The organism is Pantoea sp. X85 (assembly GCF_029623675.1).
Lineage (GTDB): Bacteria > Pseudomonadota > Gammaproteobacteria > Enterobacterales > Enterobacteriaceae > Pantoea > Pantoea leporis.
The window spans coordinates 3,890,440-3,909,116 of record NZ_CP121108.1 but is presented as its reverse complement, the minus strand read 5'-3'; the positions used below and the strand labels follow the sequence as shown (position 1 = coordinate 3,909,116).

Sequence of the window (18,677 nt, the reverse complement as noted above, 5' to 3'; positions counted from 1 at the left end):
AAGCCGCATGTTAGTAAAATGCGTCGCGCGAGCATTCGCGCCACTACTTCATCATGAAAGGACTGCGCTTATGACCAATCCGTTACTCACGCCTTTTTCGCTGCCCCCGTTTTCTGCTATCAAACCTGAACATGTGGTTCCTGCGGTTACCGAAGCGCTGAACGACTGCCGCGCAGCGGTGGAGCGCGTTGTGGCGCAAGGCGCGCCTTACACCTGGGAAAATCTGGTGCAGCCGCTGGCTGAAGTTGACGATCGCTTAGGTCGCCTGTTCTCGCCGGTCAGCCATCTGAACTCGGTGAAAAACAGCCCGGAACTGCGCGAAGCTTACGAGCAAACGCTGCCGCTGCTGTCCGAATACAGCACCTGGGTCGGCCAGAATGAAGGTTTGTATCAGGCCTATCGCAACCTGAAAGAGGGCGATAGCTATGCGGCGCTGGATACCGCGCAGAAGAAAGCGGTGGATAACAGCCTGCGTGATTTCGAGCTGTCCGGTATCGGCCTCGATAAAGAGAAGCAAAAGCGCTACGGCGAAATCGCGGCACGTCTTTCTGAACTGGGTTCGACCTACAGCAACAACGTGCTCGACGCCACCATGGGCTGGAGCAAGCTAGTGACCGATGAAGCGGAGCTGGCGGGTATGCCGGAAAGCGCGCTGGCCGCCGCCAAAGCGCAGGCCGAAGCCAAAGAGCAACAAGGCTGGCTGCTGACGCTGGATATCCCAAGCTATCTGCCGGTCATGACTTACTGCGACAACGCTGCGCTGCGTGAAGAGCTGTACCGCGCGTATTCAACGCGTGCTTCCGAACAGGGCCCGAATGCTGGCAAATGGGACAACGGTCCGGTGATGGCGGAAGAGCTGGCGCTGCGTCATGAACTGGCTCAGCTGCTGGGCTTCGATTCTTACGCCGACAAATCGCTGGCAACCAAAATGGCGGAAAATCCGGCGCAGGTCATCGACTTCCTGACCGATCTGGCGAAACGCGCCCGTCCGCAGGGTGAAAAAGAGCTGGCTCAGCTGCGCGCCTTCGCGAAGAAAGAGTACGGCGTCGACGAGATGAATCCGTGGGATCTGACGTATTACGGCGAGAAACAGAAACAGCATCTCTACACCATCAGCGACGAGCAGCTGCGTCCGTACTTCCCGGAAGCGCGCGCGGTGAGTGGTTTGTTCGAAGTGGTTAAACGCATTTACGGCATCACCGCTAAAGAGCGTAAAGACGTCGATGTTTACCATCCAGACGTGCGCTTCTTCGACCTGTTCGACGAAAGCGGTGAACTGCGCGGCAGCTTCTACCTCGATCTCTACGCACGTGAAAACAAGCGTGGCGGTGCGTGGATGGACGATTGCGTCGGCCAGATGCGTAAAGCCGACGGCAGCCTGCAGAAGCCGGTGGCCTATCTCACCTGTAACTTTAACCGTCCGCTGCAGGGCAAACCGGCGCTGTTCACGCACGATGAAGTGATCACGCTGTTCCATGAATTCGGTCACGGTCTGCATCATATGCTGACGCGCATCGAAACTCCGGGCGTGTCTGGCATCAGCGGTGTGCCGTGGGATGCCGTCGAGCTCCCGAGCCAGTTTATGGAAAACTGGTGCTGGGAGCCGGAAGCGCTGGCGTTTATCTCCGGCCACTACGAAACCGGTGAACCGCTGCCGAAGGAACTGCTGGATAAAATGCTGGCGGCAAAAAATTATCAGGCGGCGCTATTTATTCTGCGTCAGCTGGAGTTCGGCCTGTTCGATTTCCGTCTGCATACCGAGTTCGATCCCGCCCAAGGTGCGCGCATCCTCGAAACCCTGCGTGAAGTGAAGAAGCAGGTTGCCGTGGTGCCAAGCCCGGAATGGGGCCGTTTCCCCCACGCCTTCAGCCACGTCTTTGCTGGCGGATATGCGGCCGGTTACTACAGCTATCTGTGGGCCGACGTGTTGGCTGCCGATGCCTATTCGCGCTTCGAAGAAGAGGGCATTTTCAACCGTCAGACTGGTCAGTCGTTCCTCGACAACATCCTGACGCGTGGCGGTTCCGAAGAGCCCATGGAGCTGTTCAAACGCTTCCGTGGTCGTGAACCGCAGCTCGATGCGATGCTGGAACACTACGGAATTCAGGGATAAGCCGGCTTGTGAAAATTGGTTTAATCGATGAAACGGGCGCCGGAGACGGCGCCTTATTACATTTAGCCGAGCGCTGGGGTTTGCAGCAGGACGAACAAGCGACGATGGCGCTGGTGTTAACCGCTGAGCATCTTGAGTTGCGTAAACTGGATGAGCCGAAACTCGGCGGCATCTTCGTGGATTTCGTCTCGGGCGCGATGGCGCATCGGCGTAAGTTTGGCGGCGGTCGCGGCGAAGCGGTGGCAAAAGCGGTCGGCATCAAAAGCGGTTATCTGCCAGACGTGGTTGATGCAACGGCCGGTTTGGGGCGCGATGCGTTTGTGCTGGCGGCGCTGGGCTGTCGCGTGCGCATGCTGGAGCGCCATCCGGTGGTGGCGGCCTTGCTGGACGATGGTTTGCGTCGCGGTTATCAGGATGCGGAGATTGGCGGCTGGCTGCGCGATCGGCTGACGTTGCTGCACGCTGTTAGCCAGCAAGCGCTGAGCGATATCACGCCTGCGCCGGATGTGGTCTATCTCGATCCGATGTATCCGCATCGCCAGAAAAGCGCGATGGTGAAGAAAGAGATGCGGGTGTTTCAGTCGTTGGTCGGTGCGGATGATGATGCTGATGCGTTGCTGGAACCGGCGCGCCGTCTGGCGAAGAAGCGCATTGTGGTGAAGCGTCCGGATTACGCGCCGCCGTTAGCGGGCGTGGTGACGCAGGATGCGGTGGTGACCAAAAGCCATCGTTTTGATATTTATCCGCCGCAGGGGTAATAACGCAAACAATGCGCAATACATTGCGCCGCTACAAAAAATCAGGCCGGTAACCCGGCCTGATTTTTATTCTTCGTCTTCGTCGCGCAGCGGCACAATCAACATGTCGATATGCACGGTGTTAATCAACTGGCGCGCCGATGACATCAGCTTGCTCCAGAAGTCCTGATGGTGACCACACACCACCAAATCCACATCATATTTCTTAATCGCATCCACCAGCACCTGGCCAAGATCGCCGCTGCCGCTCAGGGTTTCACTGATCGGATAACCGGCGTTAATTGACAGCTCTTTCAGCGCGGTGTGCGTCTCTTCAGAAATACGCTTCTGCATGTCGCCCAGATTGACATCAATCAGCCCGGTGTAGAGGTCTGAATAGTTCACATCAACGTGGATCAGCGAGATTTTTGCATCATAAGGACGGGCCAGCGAAACGGCTTTATCAACCAGCAACTGGCTTTCCGGGGAAAGGTCTACTGCAATCAGGATGTGTTTATAAGCCATGATAAAACTCCTTTCTCAAGATTCGGGGCAATCTTCCTGCTTTCACGGTCGGCGATTCCTTTGCGCGAGACGGCGATGAAGCGCCACCAACCAACTATTTCAGCCTTGCAGGCGGTTTTTGTTATGTCCTGAGTATAGCCAGAGTTGTTAACAAATGCTGCAAGCGCAAGTTCGCTTGTGAGGAAGATCAAGCGTTATCGGCTTTTTCACTCGCCCTGAACGAAAATCATCGCTGGAAAAAAATTCAACAGATCTCCTACACTGAAAATAAGTGCCACTGCCGTATGCGTTGCGCACTCAGGTTCGCATAACAACAATGCAATCGACATCATTCAATGGCTGGTTTATTTCCCGTGCGGCGTCTACAGCAATTCCCCGCTGCGTTCGACGTCGTTGCGGCTCCAGCCGGGAGGGGAACATGATCAGCACTATCGCGCTTTTTTGGGCTCTGTGTGTGGTTTGTCTGGTGAATATGGCGCGCTATTTCTCTTCTTTGCGCTCACTTTTAGCCGTTTTGCGCGGTTGCGATCCGCTGTTATATCAATACGTGGATGGCGCGGGTTTCTTCACGTCGCACGGGCAGCCGAGTAAGCAGGTGCGGCTGGTGCGCTATATCTGGGAGAAGCGCTATCACGATCATCATGACGACGAGTTCATTCGCCGCTGTGAGCGCGTGCGCGGGCAGTTTGTGTTGACCAGCGGGCTCTGCTTTTTGGTGGTGGTGAGTTTGATTGCGATGGCGATCTGGCAATAAAAAGGGCAATAAAAAAGGGCAATAAAAAAGGGCGACATCGCGTCGCCCTCGAATATTTCTGCGCTTTGCTTAGATCAGTTTCAGTGCAATCCAGTAGAGCGAACCCGACAGCAAAATACACACCGGCAAGGTGAACACCCACGCCATAGCGATATTTTTGATGGTGCGACTCTGCAATCCTCCGCCATCGACCAGCATAGTACCGGCTACCGACGACGACAGAATGTGCGTGGTAGAAACGGGCATACCGGTGTAACTGGCCACGCCAATCGATACTGCGGCCGTCACCTGCGCCGACATCCCTTGCGCATACGTCATGCCTTTCTTACCGATTTTCTCACCAATGGTGGTGGCAACACGACGCCAGCCAATCATGGTGCCGATGCCCAGCGCCAGCGCCACAGCCACAATAATCCAGATCGGTGCGTACTCAACGGTGCCCAGCAAATCGCTTTTCAGCTTGTTGAGGAAGCGCTTATCGTCCGCGCTGGTTTCCGGCAGCTTGGCCACTTTATCTACGGTATCGGAAACGCACAGCAGCAGGCGACGCATCTGGCTGCGTTGATCAACCGTCAGCTGATCGTAGCTCTGCAGATTGTTCAGCAGCAGCTGCGCACGATCGATAGCCTGCAGCGCACGGCTGCTGTCGCAATGGAACTCCTGCGGACCGCCAAGCGATTCATCTGGCGTTGGCACCACAGGCGGCGCCATCTGCACCATGTGCGTCAGTGATTCGTTGTGCTGCTGATAATACTGCTCCAGATGGTTTACGGCATCGCGCGTGCGGGTGATGTCATAACCCGACGCATTCAGGTTCACTACAAAACCAGCCGGCGCAACGCCTATCAGCACCAGCATAATCAGGCCAATGCCTTTCTGACCATCGTTAGCGCCGTGTGAGTAGCTCACGCCAATCGCAGAAACGATCAGGGCAATGCGCGTCCAGAACGGGGGCTTTTTCTTGCCATCAATCTTTTCACGGTCAGCAGGCGTCATGTGGATGCGTGAACGCTTGGTGGTTCCGCTCCAGTAGCGACGCAGGATAAAGATCAGACCGCCTGCAATCACCAGACCTACAATCGGCGAAAGAATCAGGGACATGAAGATATTGATGACTTTCGGCAGGTTGAGCGCGTCAACCACCGAGGTGCCGGTCATCAGGGCGTTGGTGAGACCAATACCGATGATGGCGCCAATCAATGTGTGAGAACTGGACGCCGGCAAACCCAAATACCAGGTGCCAAGGTTCCAGATAATCGCGGCCAGCAGCATGGAGAAGACCATGGCGAGTCCGTGAGCCGAACCGACATTCAACAGTAAATCGGTCGGAAGCATGTGAACGATGGCATACGCCACGCTCAATCCACCAAGCAAAACACCTAAGAAGTTGAAAACACCCGCCATGACAACCGCCAGTTGCGCCCGCATCGCACGGGTATAAATGACAGTCGCGACCGCGTTAGCAGTGTCGTGAAAACCGTTGATTGCTTCGTAAAACAATACAAACAGCAGAGCAAGAATCAGTAACAGGCTGGTACTGAGGTCGAGACCAGCAAACAGATGTAGCATAAACGTTACGCCATTTTGGGAGGACATGAACGCGGCGCATTATCTGCGACAACGTGCGCGATATGAAAGAAAAATATAGCTCTTTATTGTCTTAAAATTGTAATGCAGCGTATAGATTTAGCTGAAAACAGCTTAAAATTAGTAAGTTACATTATGACACATTTACGGCATTTTTTTGAAGCTGGCGCTAAAAGCCGCAAATCCCTACAATCAGCGCCTTTCGAGCAAGGCGGATAAAAGCAGTGGAAAAGTTTGACGTTATCATTATTGGTGCAGGCGCAGCCGGCATGTTCTGCGCTGCGCAGGCAGGGCAATTGGGTCGCCGCGTATTGCTGCTGGATAACGGCAAAAAAGCCGGTCGCAAGATTTTGATGTCGGGCGGCGGTCGCTGCAACTTCACCAACATGCACACCGAACCGGCGGCGTATCTGTCGCACAATCCGCATTTCTGCAAATCGGCGCTGGCGCGCTACAACCAGTGGGATTTCATCGATCTGGTCAATCGCCACGGCATTGCGTATCACGAGAAAACGCTCGGGCAATTATTCTGCGATGACTCCGCACAGCAGATTGTCGATCTGCTGTTGAAAGAGTGTGATGCCGGCCAGGTGACGCTGCGCCTGCGCAGTGAAGTGCTGAGCGTCGATCGCGACGATAATGGTTATACCTTGCAGCTGAACGGCACATCGGTGCAGGCAGAAAAACTGGTGATCGCCAGCGGCGGGCTCTCAATGCCAGGCCTCGGCGCCACGCCGTTTGGCTATAAAGTGGCGGAACAGTTCGGCCTGAAAGTGTTCCCGACGCGCGCGGCATTGGTGCCGTTCACGCTGCATAAACCGCTGCTGGAACAGCTCAACACGCTGTCGGGCGTCGCGCTGCCCACCACCATCACCGCGCAGGACGGCACCTTATTTAAAGAAGCGATGCTGTTTACCCATCGCGGCTTATCGGGGCCCGCCGTGCTGCAAATCTCCAGCTACTGGCAGCCGGGTGAATTCGTCACCATTGATTTGTCACCTGCCACTTCGCTGGATGATTTCATTCATGTGCAGCGCGAGGCGCATCCCAATCTTAGCCTGAAAAACAGCCTGGCGAAAATTCTGCCAAAACGGTTGGTGGAAGTGCTGCAGGAGCTAAAGCAGATTCCTGACGTCACGCTGAAGCAGCTAAACAGCAAGCAGCAGGGCGAACTGGTCAGCACGCTACATCAATGGCGCGTGCAGCCAAACGGCACCGAAGGCTATCGCACCGCCGAAGTGACGCTAGGCGGCGTCGATACCACCCAACTGTCGTCAAAAACCATGGAAGCGCGCGATGTGCCAGGTTTGTTCTTTATCGGCGAAGTGGTGGACGTTACCGGTTGGCTGGGCGGCTACAACTTCCAGTGGGCGTGGAGCTCGGCCTGGGCGTGCGCGCAGGCGCTTTAAAAGGTAATCTTTACACCCAGTTGTGTCTGCCAGTTGCTGGCACCTTCCTGACTTAGGCGATGTTGCCACTTAAGCTGGCTATTAAGCTGAACATTCTCAGTCAGTTGCCAGCCAACGTCGCCGCTATATTGCAGGTGCTTACCGCCTCGGCCAGTACGCAGATTATCTTTATCTACCGCAACATTGCCCGCATGGCCGCTGTACTGCACATAGCGTGTTTCAAGGCCAAATTTCAGGCTATCTGTTGGTCTGAAGTCATATTTCATACCGCCAGAGAACTGCAGCTGTTTTTGCTGTGAATAACCAATATGTAGATTGTCGTTGTCATGAATATCCTTGATGCGTGCCCATTGCATGGTGGCGCCCAGCACTGGGGTGAACGCATGTGAACCCTGCTGCCAGCGCCAGCCAACATCCATACCGATATTGGCGCTGCGGGCTTTTACCTGCGCCACCTTATCTTTTTCATCACTGCTTATATTGCCGCGATAGTGACCGACGCTAATCGGCAGAGCCAGTTGCAGGCCATGCTGTGGCTGCCAGCTCAACATGGCATTGATACCTTGAGTATCAACCTGCCCGTGGCTGTTGCCGCTGGACTGTGAGGGCTCCAGAGTGAAGTGACCTTTACTGATCGCCACACTCAGTGCCAGCTGTCGTTGCTCATCTTCCGTCAGTAATCCACGTAAGCCTACCAGCCAGCCGTAATAGCGGTTTTCACTCTGGTTGTGATTGGCTTCGCTGCGATAGCGCTCATCAACGCTAAAACCCGAAATGAACAGGTCATGGCGACCATCCCGACCTGCAAGTTGTGCATCATAGATAAAGCGTGCTTGCAGATTTTCATCCATACCAAAGAGTGCGGCAGGCAGAGCGGCATAAGCTGGGATTTGTGGCTTAGGTCCTGGCACGGAGGGCGGCGGCGGGGGAGGTGGATTGCCATCGAGCACGGGGTCGATCAGATCCGGATCGGGTGGAAGCGGAGCAATCATCGAGCTCTGCAGCCGGTAAAACCAAAATAAATGGGGCCTGCTACCGGCAAGCTTTCCCTGAATATGCGGGCGATTAGCCGCCGGATTGAAATCATCATACCAGCTGTTTCGTGCGAAAAATTTCCCCACCATTTTTAAGCTGTCAGCGGCTGCATGTTTAACGTTATGCAACAGCGAATCGGAGTGGGGATGCTCGGATAAAGGCGCTAAAACCGCTTCGGTTGATGAGTGAGAAAGGGGGGTTACAGGAAGCGGTGGAATGTCTGAAGAAAAGGGTTTTATCTCTTTAGCATATAACGGCTCGAAGCTACAAAGTGCACCGATAGCCAGCGTCAGCTGAGTCAGGTTCATCGTATCTGGTCGATTTATGGCGAAAGGGTTTGCAACTTATAGTGACCTGTTAGTCGAGCTATTTAAGACCTGTCTTGTTTTGACGGGCAAAATGAATCGCTCGGCAGCTGATCACAGTTAACTGGTTACGTTATGGATGCGGCCGGCAAAATATGTGCGGCCAGCCGAATGCTGTTACTATCGCGCGTTTCCTTTTTCCAGCGGACAAACCATTCATGTTAAAACTCAAATTCATTGTGCCGTTGCTGATCATCATCAGTGCTGCGGTTTGGTGGCTGATGCCGCATTACAGCGATGAGGACAAAGGCTATTACATCGCCATGTTCTGTACGCTGACTCACGATGGACGCGGCAATACCGCGCAGGATATGCAGCAGATTATTGAAGGCAGTAATGCAGATTACGCATTGCAGAAGATTCATTTCCAACAGGGTTTGGCTGATCATCTGCAAGCGGTGTGGCAGGATTTGTCGCCAGAACAGCAGCAACAAGCGCGACAGGAAAGGCTCTCCTGCCGCCGCTTGATGTCTGAGAAATTGCTACCGGGCCAGCCGGTTCAGTAATTATTGAACGGGCAGCGCAGGGATTAAAAGCTGCGCCGCCGTTTTAAGAAGCCGCTCAACACCTTCCCGCTCCCATATCGCAAAACGTTTCGCAGCAGAATCTGACGCCAATTTTGCGAGACGCCCCGCATCCGCTTGCACGTTACTTGTTGTACTAATTGATATTTTTCGCAGCGCCGCGCAAAATACACACAGTCACATGGTGCAGCAATCGCTCGCTGAGCATGATGTTGGCACGCGCCTCACATCAACTCAGGAGCTTCACGGATGACACTCGCGATGATGAACACACACAAAGCCTTTAAAGCACTGCAGTTGGCCGGCGTCAGCGACCAACAGGCCGAAGCCATGGTCGAGATCTTTACTGAGATGCAGCAGGATAATGCGTTATCTCGTGCTGATTTAATGAAGGCCGGAGAAGGAATTACAGGGAGCATTAAAGAACTGGATGTTCGACTTACCGGCGATATCAGAGAGCTGGATATTCGGCTTACTGGTGCGATTAAAGATCTGGATGTTCGGTTAAGTGGCGCGATTAAGGATATTGAGGAACTGAAAGCTGACGTGAAACAACTCAAAGCGGATGTTGCCACGCTGAAAACCGATATGCGCTGGATCAAACGTTTGCTAATGGTGATGACCACCACGATGGTCATTGCAGCGATCAAATACATTTTCTCTTAGATCTCGTGCTCCTGCGCCAGGAGTACAACCGACTGTACTCGCAGCGCGGCGCGATTCACATTCCCGCACACGCGCTGCCAGCAAACGCGCTCAGCGCCGCGTAATTTGAAGCGGCGCACACTTATCACGAAGTAAAACTACAACACTGCGCTCCAGATCATCAGACTGGAGTCCAGCATGTTGGAAATTACGCCTGTCCCCGCGCTGACGCGCGCCATTGCGATTCTCGACTTTATTGCCCAGCACGGACCGTGCAGCGCCGCCGAGATCATCGAAACGCTGGCGCTTCCTAAAAGCAGCGCCTACCTGCTGTTCGCTGAACTGAAAAAACAGCGTCTGATCACTATTGATCGCAACAACAACTATTGCCTGTGGACGCGGCTGGTGGAGTTTGCCGGTCACGCACTGCAGCGCATGGATATCCGCGATATTGCGCGTCCACCTCTGACACGTTTAATGCAGCAGACCAATCTGCTGTGCCACCTCGGCATCCTCGAGGGTGGTCACGCCTGTTACATCCTCAAACTCGAATCCGCCGCCACCATCAGCGTGCGCTCGCACGAAGGCAAAAGCCTGTCGCTGTATCGCTCGGGCATTGGCAAGTGTCTGCTCGCCTGGCAGCAACCTGAAGAGCAGGAACGCATCATCAGCGGCCTGCGTTTTGTGGCGGTGACGCCAACCTCGCTGCGTAACGCCGAGGCGCTGCGTACCGAGCTGGCACGCATTCGCCGTCAGGGCTGGAGCTTTGATAACGGTGAAGATTATCCCGATGTGCGCTGCGTCGCCGCGCCGATTTTCAATGCCCGCCAGCAGCTCGTCGCCGCCATTTCGCTGGTGGGTACCCGACTCGACATTGACGACGACAAACGCGATTACCTTGCTGGCCAGGCGATTGCCTGCGCCCGCGATATTTCCCGTCTGCTGGGCTGGCGTAGCCCGGCGGAAAAACACGCCTCGTAACCAGGAGAAGAGCATGTCCCTACCTAAAATTAAAACTGTCCGCGCCTACTTTGCCGGTGGCGCTACCGCGGATAAAGCAGCGGCTGGCGGTGATTATCACGATCAAGGTGCCAATCACTGGATTGACGACCACGTCGCCACGCCCATGAGCAAATACAAGCAGTATGAGCAGTCGCGTCAATCCTTTGGCATCAACGTGTTAGGCACGCTAATTGTCGAAGTCGAAGCCGATAACGGTCAAACCGGTTTTGCCATTACCACCGGCGGCGAAATGGGCTGCTTCATTGTGGAAAAGCATCTCAACCGCTTCCTTGAAGGACGCTGCGTCAGCGACATCAAACTGATTCACGACCAGATGATGAACGCCACCCTGTATTACGCCGGTTCGGGCGGCCTGGTGATGAACACCATTTCGTGCGTCGATTTGGCGCTGTGGGATCTGTTCGGCAAAGTCACCGATCTGCCGGTGTACAAACTGCTGGGCGGCGCGGTACGCGATGAACTGCAGTTCTACGCCACCGGTGCGCGTCCGGACCTGGCGCAGCAGATGGGCTTTATCGGCGGCAAAATGGCGGTGCAGTGGGGACCGCACGATGGCGATGAAGGCATCCGTAAAGAGGTGGCGCGCATCGCTCACTATCGCGAAAGTTGCGGCCCGGATTTCTGGCTGATGCTTGATTGCTGGATGAGCCAGGACGTCAATTTCGCCACCAAGCTGGCTCACGCCTGCGCACCTTATAACGTCAAGTGGCTTGAAGAGTGTTTGCCGCCGCAACAGTTCGAAGGATACGCCCAGCTGAAACAGCAAGCGCCGCAGGGCATGTTGATCACCAGCGGCGAACATCACGGCACGCTGCAATCATTCCGCACGCTGGCTGAAACCGGCATCGATATTTTGCAGCCTGATGTCGGTTGGTGCGGCGGCCTGACCACGCTGGTGGAAGTGGCGGCGCTGGCGAAATCACGCGGCCAGCTGGTGGTGCCGCACGGCTCCTCGGTTTACTCGCATCACGCGGTGATCACCTTCACCAACAGCCCATTCAGTGAATTCCTGATGACCAGCCCGGATTGCAGCACGCTGCGCCCGCAGTTTGATCCGCTGCTGATCAACGAACCGGTACCGGTTAACGGTCGCATGCACAAATCGGTGCTGGATAAACCGGGCTTCGGCGTGGAGCTGAATCGCGATGGACTGAAGCGTCCTTATCAACACTAATCGCAGCGGCTGCGGCGACGCGTCGCAGCCCTGCGTGAGGGTTTACCATGAATAATCTGGTGTTAAGCGCGGTTAAAAAGAATCGCGCACGTCTTATTCCTTTCATGTTGATGCTCTACGTGTTGGCGTTTCTCGATCGCGCCAACATTGGTTTCGCCAAAGAGGCATATCAACTTGATACCGGCCTGAGTAATGAAGCTTACGCGTTAGGTGCTGGAATCTTCTTTGTGGTGTACGCGCTGCTTGGCGTGCCGGCCAATTTGCTGATGCGACGCTTTGGCGCGCGCAGCTGGATTGGCGGCACCACGCTGCTGTGGGGATTGCTTTCGGCGGCGATGGCATTTGCTGATACCGAAGCCAAATTCCTGCTGGTGCGTACCTTGCTCGGCGCCGCTGAGGCGGGTTTCTTCCCGGGCATGATTTATCTGACCTCGCTGTGGTTCCCGCAACAGCAGCGCGCTAGCGTCATGGGACTGTTCTACATGGGCGCGCCGCTGGCGTTGACGCTGGGTTCACCGCTCTCTGGCGCACTGCTGGAAATGCACGGCGTGCTAGGCCATCCCGGCTGGTTCTGGATGTTTATCATTGAAGGATTACTGGCGGTGGCAGCCGGCGTTTTCACTTTCAGCTATATCGACGACACACCGGCGAAAGCGCGTTTTCTCAGCGCCGAGGAGAAGCGGGCGCTGCAACGTCAGCTGGAGAGCGAAGAGCAGCAGAAGCCGACTTCACATCTGCGTGATGCGCTGCGCAATGGTCGCGTCTGGCAGCTCGCCATTATCTATATGACCATTCAGATAGCGGTTTATGGCCTGATTTTCTTCCTGCCTTCTCAGGTCGCAGCGTTGTTGGGCACCAAAGTCGGTTTCCTCGCCTCGCTGGTGGCGGCCATTCCGTGGGTGGCCGCGCTGTTTGGCACCTGGCTGATTCCGCGCTATTCCGACCGCAGCGGCGAGCGTCGCCGGGTCGCGGCGTTCACCTTGCTGGCTGCTGCAGCCGGGATTGGTTTGTCCGGATTGGTTTCGCCGCTGTTGGCCATCATTGCGCTTAGCGTCGCGGCGGTGGGTTTTATTGCCGTGCAGCCGGTGTTCTGGACCATGCCGACGCAGCTGCTTTCTGGCACTGCGCTGGCGGCGGGCATCGGCTTCGTCAATTTGTTTGGTGCTGTAGGTGGCTTCCTCGCACCGCTGGTTCGTGTGAATGCCGAAATGCACTTTAACAGCAGCGCTGCCGGATTGCTGGCGCTGGCGCTAATTGCCGCCATCGGTTCACTCATTATCCTCAGCCTGAAAGTGGAGCGTCAGTTGCCACACTCTCAGCAGCCAAGTCATTAAGTAAGGAGCAGCTATGCAGGATCCGTTAAAAAATCCTTTCAAAGCCGGATTAGCGAAAGGCGAAACGCAGATTGGTTTGTGGCTGAGCAGCACATCGTCGTATCTGGCCGAAATTGCTGCCACCAGCGGCTACGACTGGTTATTGATTGATGGCGAACACGCCCCGAATACCGTACAGGATCTCTATCATCAATTGCAGGCCGTTGCGCCTTATCGCAGTCAGCCGGTGATACGGCCAATCGAATTCCAGACGGCACTGATTAAGCAGGTGCTGGATATCGGTGCGCGCACCTTGCTGGTGCCGATGATCGATACCGCTGAGCAGGCACAGGCGCTGGTGAAGGCGACGCGCTATCCGCCTTATGGCACGCGCGGCGTCGGCGCAGGCGTGGCGCGGGCGGCACGTTGGGGGCGCGTGGAAAATTATATGGCGCGCGCCAATGAAGAGTTATGCCTGCTGATTCAGGCCGAAAGCAAAACGGCGATTGATAATCTCGATGCGTTGCTGGAGGTTGAGGGCGTTGACGGAATCTTTATTGGTCCGGCTGATTTGTCAGCCTCATTGGGCTATCCCGATAATGCCGGGCATCCTGAAGTGCAGAAAGTGATTGAGCAGAGTATCAAACGCATCCGCAGCGCAGGAAAAGCGGCCGGTTTTCTGGCGGTTAATCTGGAGATGGCGGAACGCGCTATTCATTGGGGAGCTAATTTCGTTGCCGTCGGTGTGGATACCATGCTGTATACCGATGCGCTGGATAATCGGCTCGCGCATTTTAAAAAGAGCGTAAATGCGCTGAATAAATCGAGTTACTAATTGAGAAACGGATGGTATGCCATCCGTTTCTATTCAATTAAAGCGTTCATGAATTGGAATGAAGAAGTCTGTTGGCGTCAAATGGCGCCAAAAAAGAGTCAATTATTTATCAACGCATCGCACAACCAATTCGCGGCATATATTTATCGTTACGTACCGCGGGCGTGATAATTGCTTTATTGCGTTCGGTGGCGTTAAATCCCGCCTGACGGCAAAGCACACAGGGATCGCCACTTTCACGCATTGCAAGTTTGGCTTCCTCATCCAGCTGGCGCTTACGGCAATAAAGAGGCGTGCAGCCCAGCACATGTTTAAATGAGCGCGTGAAAGATTGTTGGCTTTCAAAATGATATTTCACTGCCAGGCTGATAATTGGCACATTGCTGTCTTTTAAGTCATTAATGCAATGAACCAGTTTCTTTTTTCGGATGTAGCGTGCCAGTGTCTCATTGTGATAACGGGCGAAGAGTTTCTGTAAATACCATTTCGAATAGCCAGACTTCAGTGCAATATCATCAATCGTTAAACGTTGATCCAGGTTAGCCATAATCCATTCGGTTACCGAATCAATTACCCCTTCATTATATTTTTGCTGTGTCATCATAGTCCTCCATTAACAGTGGCAGAGTGTAATTTAATTAATCTTTCCAATCTGCAATTAATGTAAAGTTTTCTGGTTATTTGGCTGTTTTAATATTTGTCATCAAGACCGGTCTTGGTTTTCGTGAATTTACAGGTTTTCTTGTTGTGATTGTGTTGAGTATTTATCGTAATAACGGGCGTTATTATTAACTCAAATTTTTCATCGCTTCGCGGCGCTTAATAGTAAAAGGTGTGCTTTCTGGCGGCACACCTCATCAATACTTAACGCGGATTAACGTGCCACACTGAAGGTTTTCACTGTTGAGGAATCACCTAATGGGTTTTCGTTTCAAGCCAAAACAGTCACTTGCCGTGATTCTGGCATCAGTGGCGTTAGGCGCTGTTGCTCCGGCGCTCGCCGGCAATGTGTATGGTGAACAGCTCGAAGGCTTTAACTATCCCTATCCGCTGCAGCACTTTAACTTCTCCTCGCAGCAGCAAGCGCTGAGTATGGGTTATATGGATGTCAAACCTACGCAGCAGGCCAACGGTGAAACCGTGGTGCTGATGCACGGCAAGAACTTCTGTGGCGCAACCTGGGATGACACCATCAAAGCGCTGAGCCAGAAAGGGTATCGCGTCATCGCGCCAGATCAGATTGGCTTCTGCAGCTCAACTAAACCAGCTAACTATCAATACACCTTCCAGCAACTGGCACAGAACACCCATCAACTGTTGCAGCAACTGGGTATCGACAACGCCATTATGGTTGGGCACTCGACCGGCGGCATGCTGGCGACGCGCTATGCGCTGATGTATCCCAGACAAACGCAGAAGCTGGTGCTGGTCAATCCCATCGGCTTAGAAGACTGGAAAGCCAAAGGCGCGCCGTGGCGCTCGGTGGATCAGTGGTATCAGCGTGAACTCAAGCTGGATGCGGCGGGCATCAAGAAGTACGAACAGCAGACATATTACAGCGGCCAGTGGAAGCCGGAGTATGACAAATGGGTCAATATGCTGGCTGGGCTAAACAGCGGGCCAGGCCACAAGAAAGTGGCGTGGAACTCGGCGCTCATCTACGACATGATTTTCACTCAGCCGGTGTATTACGAGTTTAAAGATCTACGCGTGCCGACCACGTTGATGATTGGCACCGCAGATACCACGGCGATTGGCAGTGATATCGCGCCGCCGGAAGTGAAAGCAAAACTCGGGCATTACAATGTATTGGGCAAGCAGGTGGCGCAACTGATTCCCGGCGCACGCTTAATCGAATTCCCGGGCATGGGGCATGCGCCGCAGATGGAAGAACCGCAGAAGTTTAATCAGGCATTGATCACGTATTTAGTGGGGCATTAATTGCAGGGGCGCCATTCACGGAGTAATGCTTGTCAGTTAAGCCAACGACGAATGCGCAGGCCGGAGCCACTTTTGGTCCGGCGGTCCTCGCGCCGCTTACGCGGTACCTTCACTTCGCTCGTCTGCCTGACGGACCGGTGGAGACGGGACTTCCTTGTCCCGGCTCCGCCTTTCGCCCGCGTCCTGCGGGCTCTCCTGGCTTCCTCGTTTCGTTCAGCGCTGCGGATTGCCGGTCCAAAAGTGGCCCCGGCCTGCTCATAAGCTTCAGTGCGTGTTGCTGAAAAGGGCACGTTTGCCAGAGGCGCTGGCGCGTCTGCTGCGGCAAAAGGGCTATTCGCAGCTCTGAGGCTTTTACGTTGGGCCAGGAGGCTCACGCAGGGATGCGTGAGGCAGTTCGGGGCCGGCCATGGATGGCCGATCCACGAACGGTCCGTTGGCACAACGTGGAAGCCGAAGGTACCGCGTTAGCGGCGCGAGGACGGTCCGTGACGCAGCAGATGTGTCAGAGCCCGCATCAGAGCTAAAGCAAAATCCTTTCTCAACTGACGTGCATTACGCCATTCACGGCGACCCACAATCAACTCAACTTCTTTTTCCCGTTCTTAGCGGCGTACATCCGTTCGTCGCTGCCTTCCAGCAGCTGTTCCAGCGATTGCGGATGATCGGGATCGAACTCAACAATGCCCGATGAGAAGTGCAGAGCGTAGCGGCGCTCGAGGTTCTGGGTTTGCTGTTGCAGGAAACCATCAAAGCGCGCCAACACACCTTCGGCATCGGCTTGCTGCAAGCCATTAAACAGCACCACAAATTCGTCGCCGCCCAAACGGGCAAAGATATCCGCATGGCGAAAACTCACCTTCATGGCGTTGGCAAAGTCCATTAATGCGCGGTCGCCTTCGCGATGACCGAGCGTATCGTTAATGGCTTTAAAGCGATCGAGATCGAGGAAAGTCAGGCTGGCCGGTAACTGCTTCAGCTGGCACTCATTCAGCGCCAACTGGCCGAGCGTCATAAAGCCACGGCGATTGGTGATTTGCGTCAGTTCATCGGATGTTGCGGTCTGGAACGCCACCAGCTCCGCTTCCGCCATTGCGGCTAAATCACGCAATGTATGGATATCATCCGCATCGAACTGGCGCGCATGATGATCGATAATGCACAAGGTGCCGACTTTCGCACCAGCCGGCGTGCGCAATGGGCAACCGGCGTAGAAACGCACCGGATTTTCGGCATTTTTAACCAGTGGATTATCGAAGAAGCGCTCGTCATCAAGCGCGTTTTCTACCACCATCACATCATCCTGCAGCACGGCGTGGCCACAGAAAGAGGTATTGCGCGGTGCGGTGGTATCGCTTGAACCCGCAGTGGATTTGAACCACTGATGGTCCTCTTCCAGCAGGCTGACCAGCGCAACGGGTACACCAAACAAACGACGGGCAAGGCGGGTTAAACGGTCGAAACGCTCTTCGGCAGGCGTGTGCAGAATGTTGAGCGCACGTAACTGGGCCAGACGATATGACTCGTCTGCAGGCAGTGCAGGTGCTTTCATCGCGTTACTCTTATTAATTATGGAATTACAGAAACACTGGTGTTTAAGCCACAAAGGCTGAAAGCGCCTGGCAACGGTATGCGATGTCCGATGCCAGGCGTAACGATAATCAGAGCACTTTTTGCTCAGCGAGATCAAGGGCAAAATAGCTGAAAATGAGATCCGCGCCGGCACGTTTAATCGCGCCAAGGCTCTCCAGAACCACATTACGTTCGTCGATGGCACCCGCCTGCGCGGCGAATTTGATCATCGCGTACTCACCGCTCACCTGGTACGCAGCGAGCGGCAGCGTGGTGCGTTCGCGGATATCGCGCAGGATATCGAGGTAAGCGCCAGCTGGTTTTACCATCAGAGAATCTGCACCTTCCGCTTCATCAAGCAGCGACTCGCGCAGCGCTTCACGGCGGTTCATCGGATTCATCTGGTAAGTCTTACGATCGCCTTTCAGCGCGGTGCCTGCGGCTTCACGGAACGGGCCGTAGAAGGAGGACGCGAACTTCGTCGAATAAGACATGATGGCGGTATCGGTGAAGCCGGCGGCGTCGAGCGCCTGGCGAATGGCTTTCACCTGGCCATCCATCGCGGCAGAAGGAGCGATAAAGTCTGCGCCGGCTTGTGCCGCAACCACGGCTTGCTTGCCGAGGTTAATCAGCGTTTGGTCGTTATCGACGCCGTGATCGCACAGCACGCCGCAATGGCCGTGGCTGGTGTATTCGCAGAAGCAGGTATCAGACATCACGATCATTTCTGGCACGGTGTCTTTGCAGATACGTGACATACGCGCCACTAAACCGTTTTCATTCCAGGCATCGCTGCCGGTGGCGTCGGTGTGGTGGGAAATACCGAAGGTCATCACTGAACGAATGCCCGCTTTGGCAATACGTTCAATCTCATAAGCTAAACGTTTCTCGGGGATACGCACCACGCCCGGCATGGCGTTAATGGGCACATACTCGTCCACGCCTTCTTCAACGAAAATGGGCAGTGCCAAATCGTTGATGCTGAGGTGAGATTCCTGGAACATTTCGCGCATTGACGCGCTTTTGCGCAGCCTTCTTGGGCGCTGGATCAGATTAAATTCAGACATGCTTTACAACTTATGCAGGTTAAAAAAGTGGCAATAGTTTACCCCTTTTCGCGGCTGTGCA

17 protein-coding genes are annotated in these 18,677 nt (G+C 54.6%); 11 read left to right on the top strand and 6 right to left on the bottom strand.

The window, feature by feature from the left end; all coding sequences use genetic code 11:
- Positions 1 to 70 precede the first annotated feature (70 nt).
- Positions 71 to 2,113 (top strand): oligopeptidase A, encoded by a 2,043-nt coding sequence (prlC, locus tag P6287_RS18215; RefSeq protein WP_271461174.1) that lies wholly within the window; start codon positions 71 to 73, stop codon positions 2,111 to 2,113.
- Between the two features lie 8 nt (positions 2,114 to 2,121).
- Entirely contained in the window at positions 2,122 to 2,871 is a 750-nt protein-coding gene (gene rsmJ / locus P6287_RS18210) for a 16S rRNA (guanine(1516)-N(2))-methyltransferase RsmJ (RefSeq protein WP_110867661.1), read from the top strand.
- Between the two features lie 66 nt (positions 2,872 to 2,937).
- On the opposite strand, the gene uspA is transcribed toward rsmJ, so the two are convergent.
- The gene (gene uspA, locus P6287_RS18205) at positions 2,938 to 3,375 is read right to left on the bottom strand and encodes a universal stress protein UspA (RefSeq protein WP_007889892.1); all 438 of its coding nucleotides are present in this window, start codon (positions 3,373 to 3,375) and stop codon (positions 2,938 to 2,940) included.
- A gap of 418 nt (positions 3,376 to 3,793) precedes the next feature.
- Between uspA and uspB the strand changes: the two genes are divergently transcribed.
- On the top strand, positions 3,794 to 4,129 hold the full coding sequence (uspB, locus tag P6287_RS18200; RefSeq protein WP_008108136.1) for a universal stress protein UspB: 336 nt from the start codon (positions 3,794 to 3,796) through the stop codon (positions 4,127 to 4,129).
- A gap of 69 nt (positions 4,130 to 4,198) precedes the next feature.
- Here uspB and pitA read toward each other — a convergent pair whose 3' ends face one another.
- Positions 4,199 to 5,698 carry an inorganic phosphate transporter PitA gene (pitA, locus tag P6287_RS18195; RefSeq protein ID WP_137386695.1) on the bottom strand — a complete coding sequence of 500 codons (1,500 nt, stop codon included), beginning with the start codon at positions 5,696 to 5,698 and terminating at the stop codon, positions 4,199 to 4,201.
- Between the two features lie 242 nt (positions 5,699 to 5,940).
- On the opposite strand from pitA, the gene P6287_RS18190 reads away from it, so the two are divergent.
- On the top strand, positions 5,941 to 7,125 hold the full coding sequence (locus P6287_RS18190; protein WP_192236948.1) for an NAD(P)/FAD-dependent oxidoreductase: 1,185 nt from the start codon (positions 5,941 to 5,943) through the stop codon (positions 7,123 to 7,125).
- On the opposite strand, the gene P6287_RS18185 is transcribed toward P6287_RS18190, so the two are convergent.
- Complete coding sequence (locus P6287_RS18185) at positions 7,122 to 8,117, bottom strand: autotransporter domain-containing protein (RefSeq protein ID WP_192414769.1); 996 nt, start codon at positions 8,115 to 8,117, stop codon at positions 7,122 to 7,124. The two genes, P6287_RS18190 and P6287_RS18185, sit on opposite strands and share 4 nt — an antisense overlap.
- 566 nt (positions 8,118 to 8,683) lie before the next feature.
- Between P6287_RS18185 and P6287_RS18180 the strand changes: the two genes are divergently transcribed.
- The 6 genes from P6287_RS18180 to yfaU all read left to right on the top strand — a co-directional run bounded on the left by P6287_RS18180 (position 8,684) and on the right by yfaU (position 14,039).
- Positions 8,684 to 9,031, top strand: a complete 348-nt coding sequence (locus tag P6287_RS18180) for a hypothetical protein (protein WP_277974198.1) — start codon at positions 8,684 to 8,686, stop codon at positions 9,029 to 9,031.
- A 267-nt stretch (positions 9,032 to 9,298) separates the two neighbouring features.
- Positions 9,299 to 9,715, top strand: coding sequence for a DUF1640 domain-containing protein (locus P6287_RS18175; protein WP_137386691.1), 417 nt, complete (start codon positions 9,299 to 9,301; stop codon positions 9,713 to 9,715).
- A gap of 177 nt (positions 9,716 to 9,892) precedes the next feature.
- Positions 9,893 to 10,675 (top strand): IclR family transcriptional regulator, encoded by a 783-nt coding sequence (locus tag P6287_RS18170; RefSeq protein ID WP_277974197.1) that lies wholly within the window; start codon positions 9,893 to 9,895, stop codon positions 10,673 to 10,675.
- Positions 10,676 to 10,688: 13 nt separating this feature from the next.
- A complete protein-coding gene (gene rhmD / locus P6287_RS18165; RefSeq protein ID WP_192236950.1) occupies positions 10,689 to 11,891 on the top strand; it encodes an L-rhamnonate dehydratase in 1,203 nt (400 codons plus the stop codon).
- Between the two features lie 47 nt (positions 11,892 to 11,938).
- The gene (locus tag P6287_RS18160; RefSeq protein ID WP_277974196.1) at positions 11,939 to 13,225 is read left to right on the top strand and encodes an MFS transporter; all 1,287 of its coding nucleotides are present in this window, start codon (positions 11,939 to 11,941) and stop codon (positions 13,223 to 13,225) included.
- Positions 13,226 to 13,238: 13 nt separating this feature from the next.
- Positions 13,239 to 14,039, top strand: coding sequence for a 2-keto-3-deoxy-L-rhamnonate aldolase (yfaU, locus tag P6287_RS18155; RefSeq protein ID WP_210081394.1), 801 nt, complete (start codon positions 13,239 to 13,241; stop codon positions 14,037 to 14,039).
- A 109-nt stretch (positions 14,040 to 14,148) separates the two neighbouring features.
- On the opposite strand, the gene P6287_RS18150 is transcribed toward yfaU, so the two are convergent.
- Complete coding sequence (locus tag P6287_RS18150; protein WP_110867655.1) at positions 14,149 to 14,640, bottom strand: helix-turn-helix domain-containing protein; 492 nt, start codon at positions 14,638 to 14,640, stop codon at positions 14,149 to 14,151.
- A gap of 317 nt (positions 14,641 to 14,957) precedes the next feature.
- Between P6287_RS18150 and P6287_RS18145 the strand changes: the two genes are divergently transcribed.
- A complete protein-coding gene (locus P6287_RS18145; protein WP_277974195.1) occupies positions 14,958 to 15,980 on the top strand; it encodes an alpha/beta hydrolase in 1,023 nt (340 codons plus the stop codon).
- A gap of 577 nt (positions 15,981 to 16,557) precedes the next feature.
- Here the strand turns inward: P6287_RS18145 and P6287_RS18140 are convergent.
- A complete protein-coding gene (locus P6287_RS18140) occupies positions 16,558 to 17,529 on the bottom strand; it encodes a sensor domain-containing diguanylate cyclase (protein ID WP_192236953.1) in 972 nt (323 codons plus the stop codon).
- 109 nt (positions 17,530 to 17,638) lie between these two features.
- Positions 17,639 to 18,616, bottom strand: coding sequence for a porphobilinogen synthase (hemB, locus tag P6287_RS18135; protein WP_110867652.1), 978 nt, complete (start codon positions 18,614 to 18,616; stop codon positions 17,639 to 17,641).
- Positions 18,617 to 18,677 lie beyond the last annotated feature (61 nt).

Bases quoted from the DNA above. Each gene is read 5' to 3' on its own strand.
- prlC (WP_271461174.1), top strand. From the start codon at position 71: ATGACCAATCCGTTACTCACGCCTTTTTCGCTGCCCCCGTTTTCTGCT.
- uspA (WP_007889892.1), bottom strand. From the start codon at position 3,375: ATGGCTTATAAACACATCCTGATTGCAGTAGACCTTTCCCCGGAAAGC.
- uspB (WP_008108136.1), top strand. From the start codon at position 3,794: ATGATCAGCACTATCGCGCTTTTTTGGGCTCTGTGTGTGGTTTGTCTG.
- pitA (WP_137386695.1), bottom strand. From the start codon at position 5,698: ATGCTACATCTGTTTGCTGGTCTCGACCTCAGTACCAGCCTGTTACTG.
- P6287_RS18185 (WP_192414769.1), bottom strand. From the start codon at position 8,117: ATGATTGCTCCGCTTCCACCCGATCCGGATCTGATCGACCCCGTGCTC.
- P6287_RS18180 (WP_277974198.1), top strand. From the start codon at position 8,684: ATGTTAAAACTCAAATTCATTGTGCCGTTGCTGATCATCATCAGTGCT.
- P6287_RS18175 (WP_137386691.1), top strand. From the start codon at position 9,299: ATGACACTCGCGATGATGAACACACACAAAGCCTTTAAAGCACTGCAG.
- P6287_RS18170 (WP_277974197.1), top strand. From the start codon at position 9,893: ATGTTGGAAATTACGCCTGTCCCCGCGCTGACGCGCGCCATTGCGATT.
- rhmD (WP_192236950.1), top strand. From the start codon at position 10,689: ATGTCCCTACCTAAAATTAAAACTGTCCGCGCCTACTTTGCCGGTGGC.
- P6287_RS18160 (WP_277974196.1), top strand. From the start codon at position 11,939: ATGAATAATCTGGTGTTAAGCGCGGTTAAAAAGAATCGCGCACGTCTT.
- yfaU (WP_210081394.1), top strand. From the start codon at position 13,239: ATGCAGGATCCGTTAAAAAATCCTTTCAAAGCCGGATTAGCGAAAGGC.
- P6287_RS18150 (WP_110867655.1), bottom strand. From the start codon at position 14,640: ATGACACAGCAAAAATATAATGAAGGGGTAATTGATTCGGTAACCGAA.
- P6287_RS18145 (WP_277974195.1), top strand. From the start codon at position 14,958: ATGGGTTTTCGTTTCAAGCCAAAACAGTCACTTGCCGTGATTCTGGCA.
- P6287_RS18140 (WP_192236953.1), bottom strand. From the start codon at position 17,529: ATGAAAGCACCTGCACTGCCTGCAGACGAGTCATATCGTCTGGCCCAG.
- hemB (WP_110867652.1), bottom strand. From the start codon at position 18,616: ATGTCTGAATTTAATCTGATCCAGCGCCCAAGAAGGCTGCGCAAAAGC.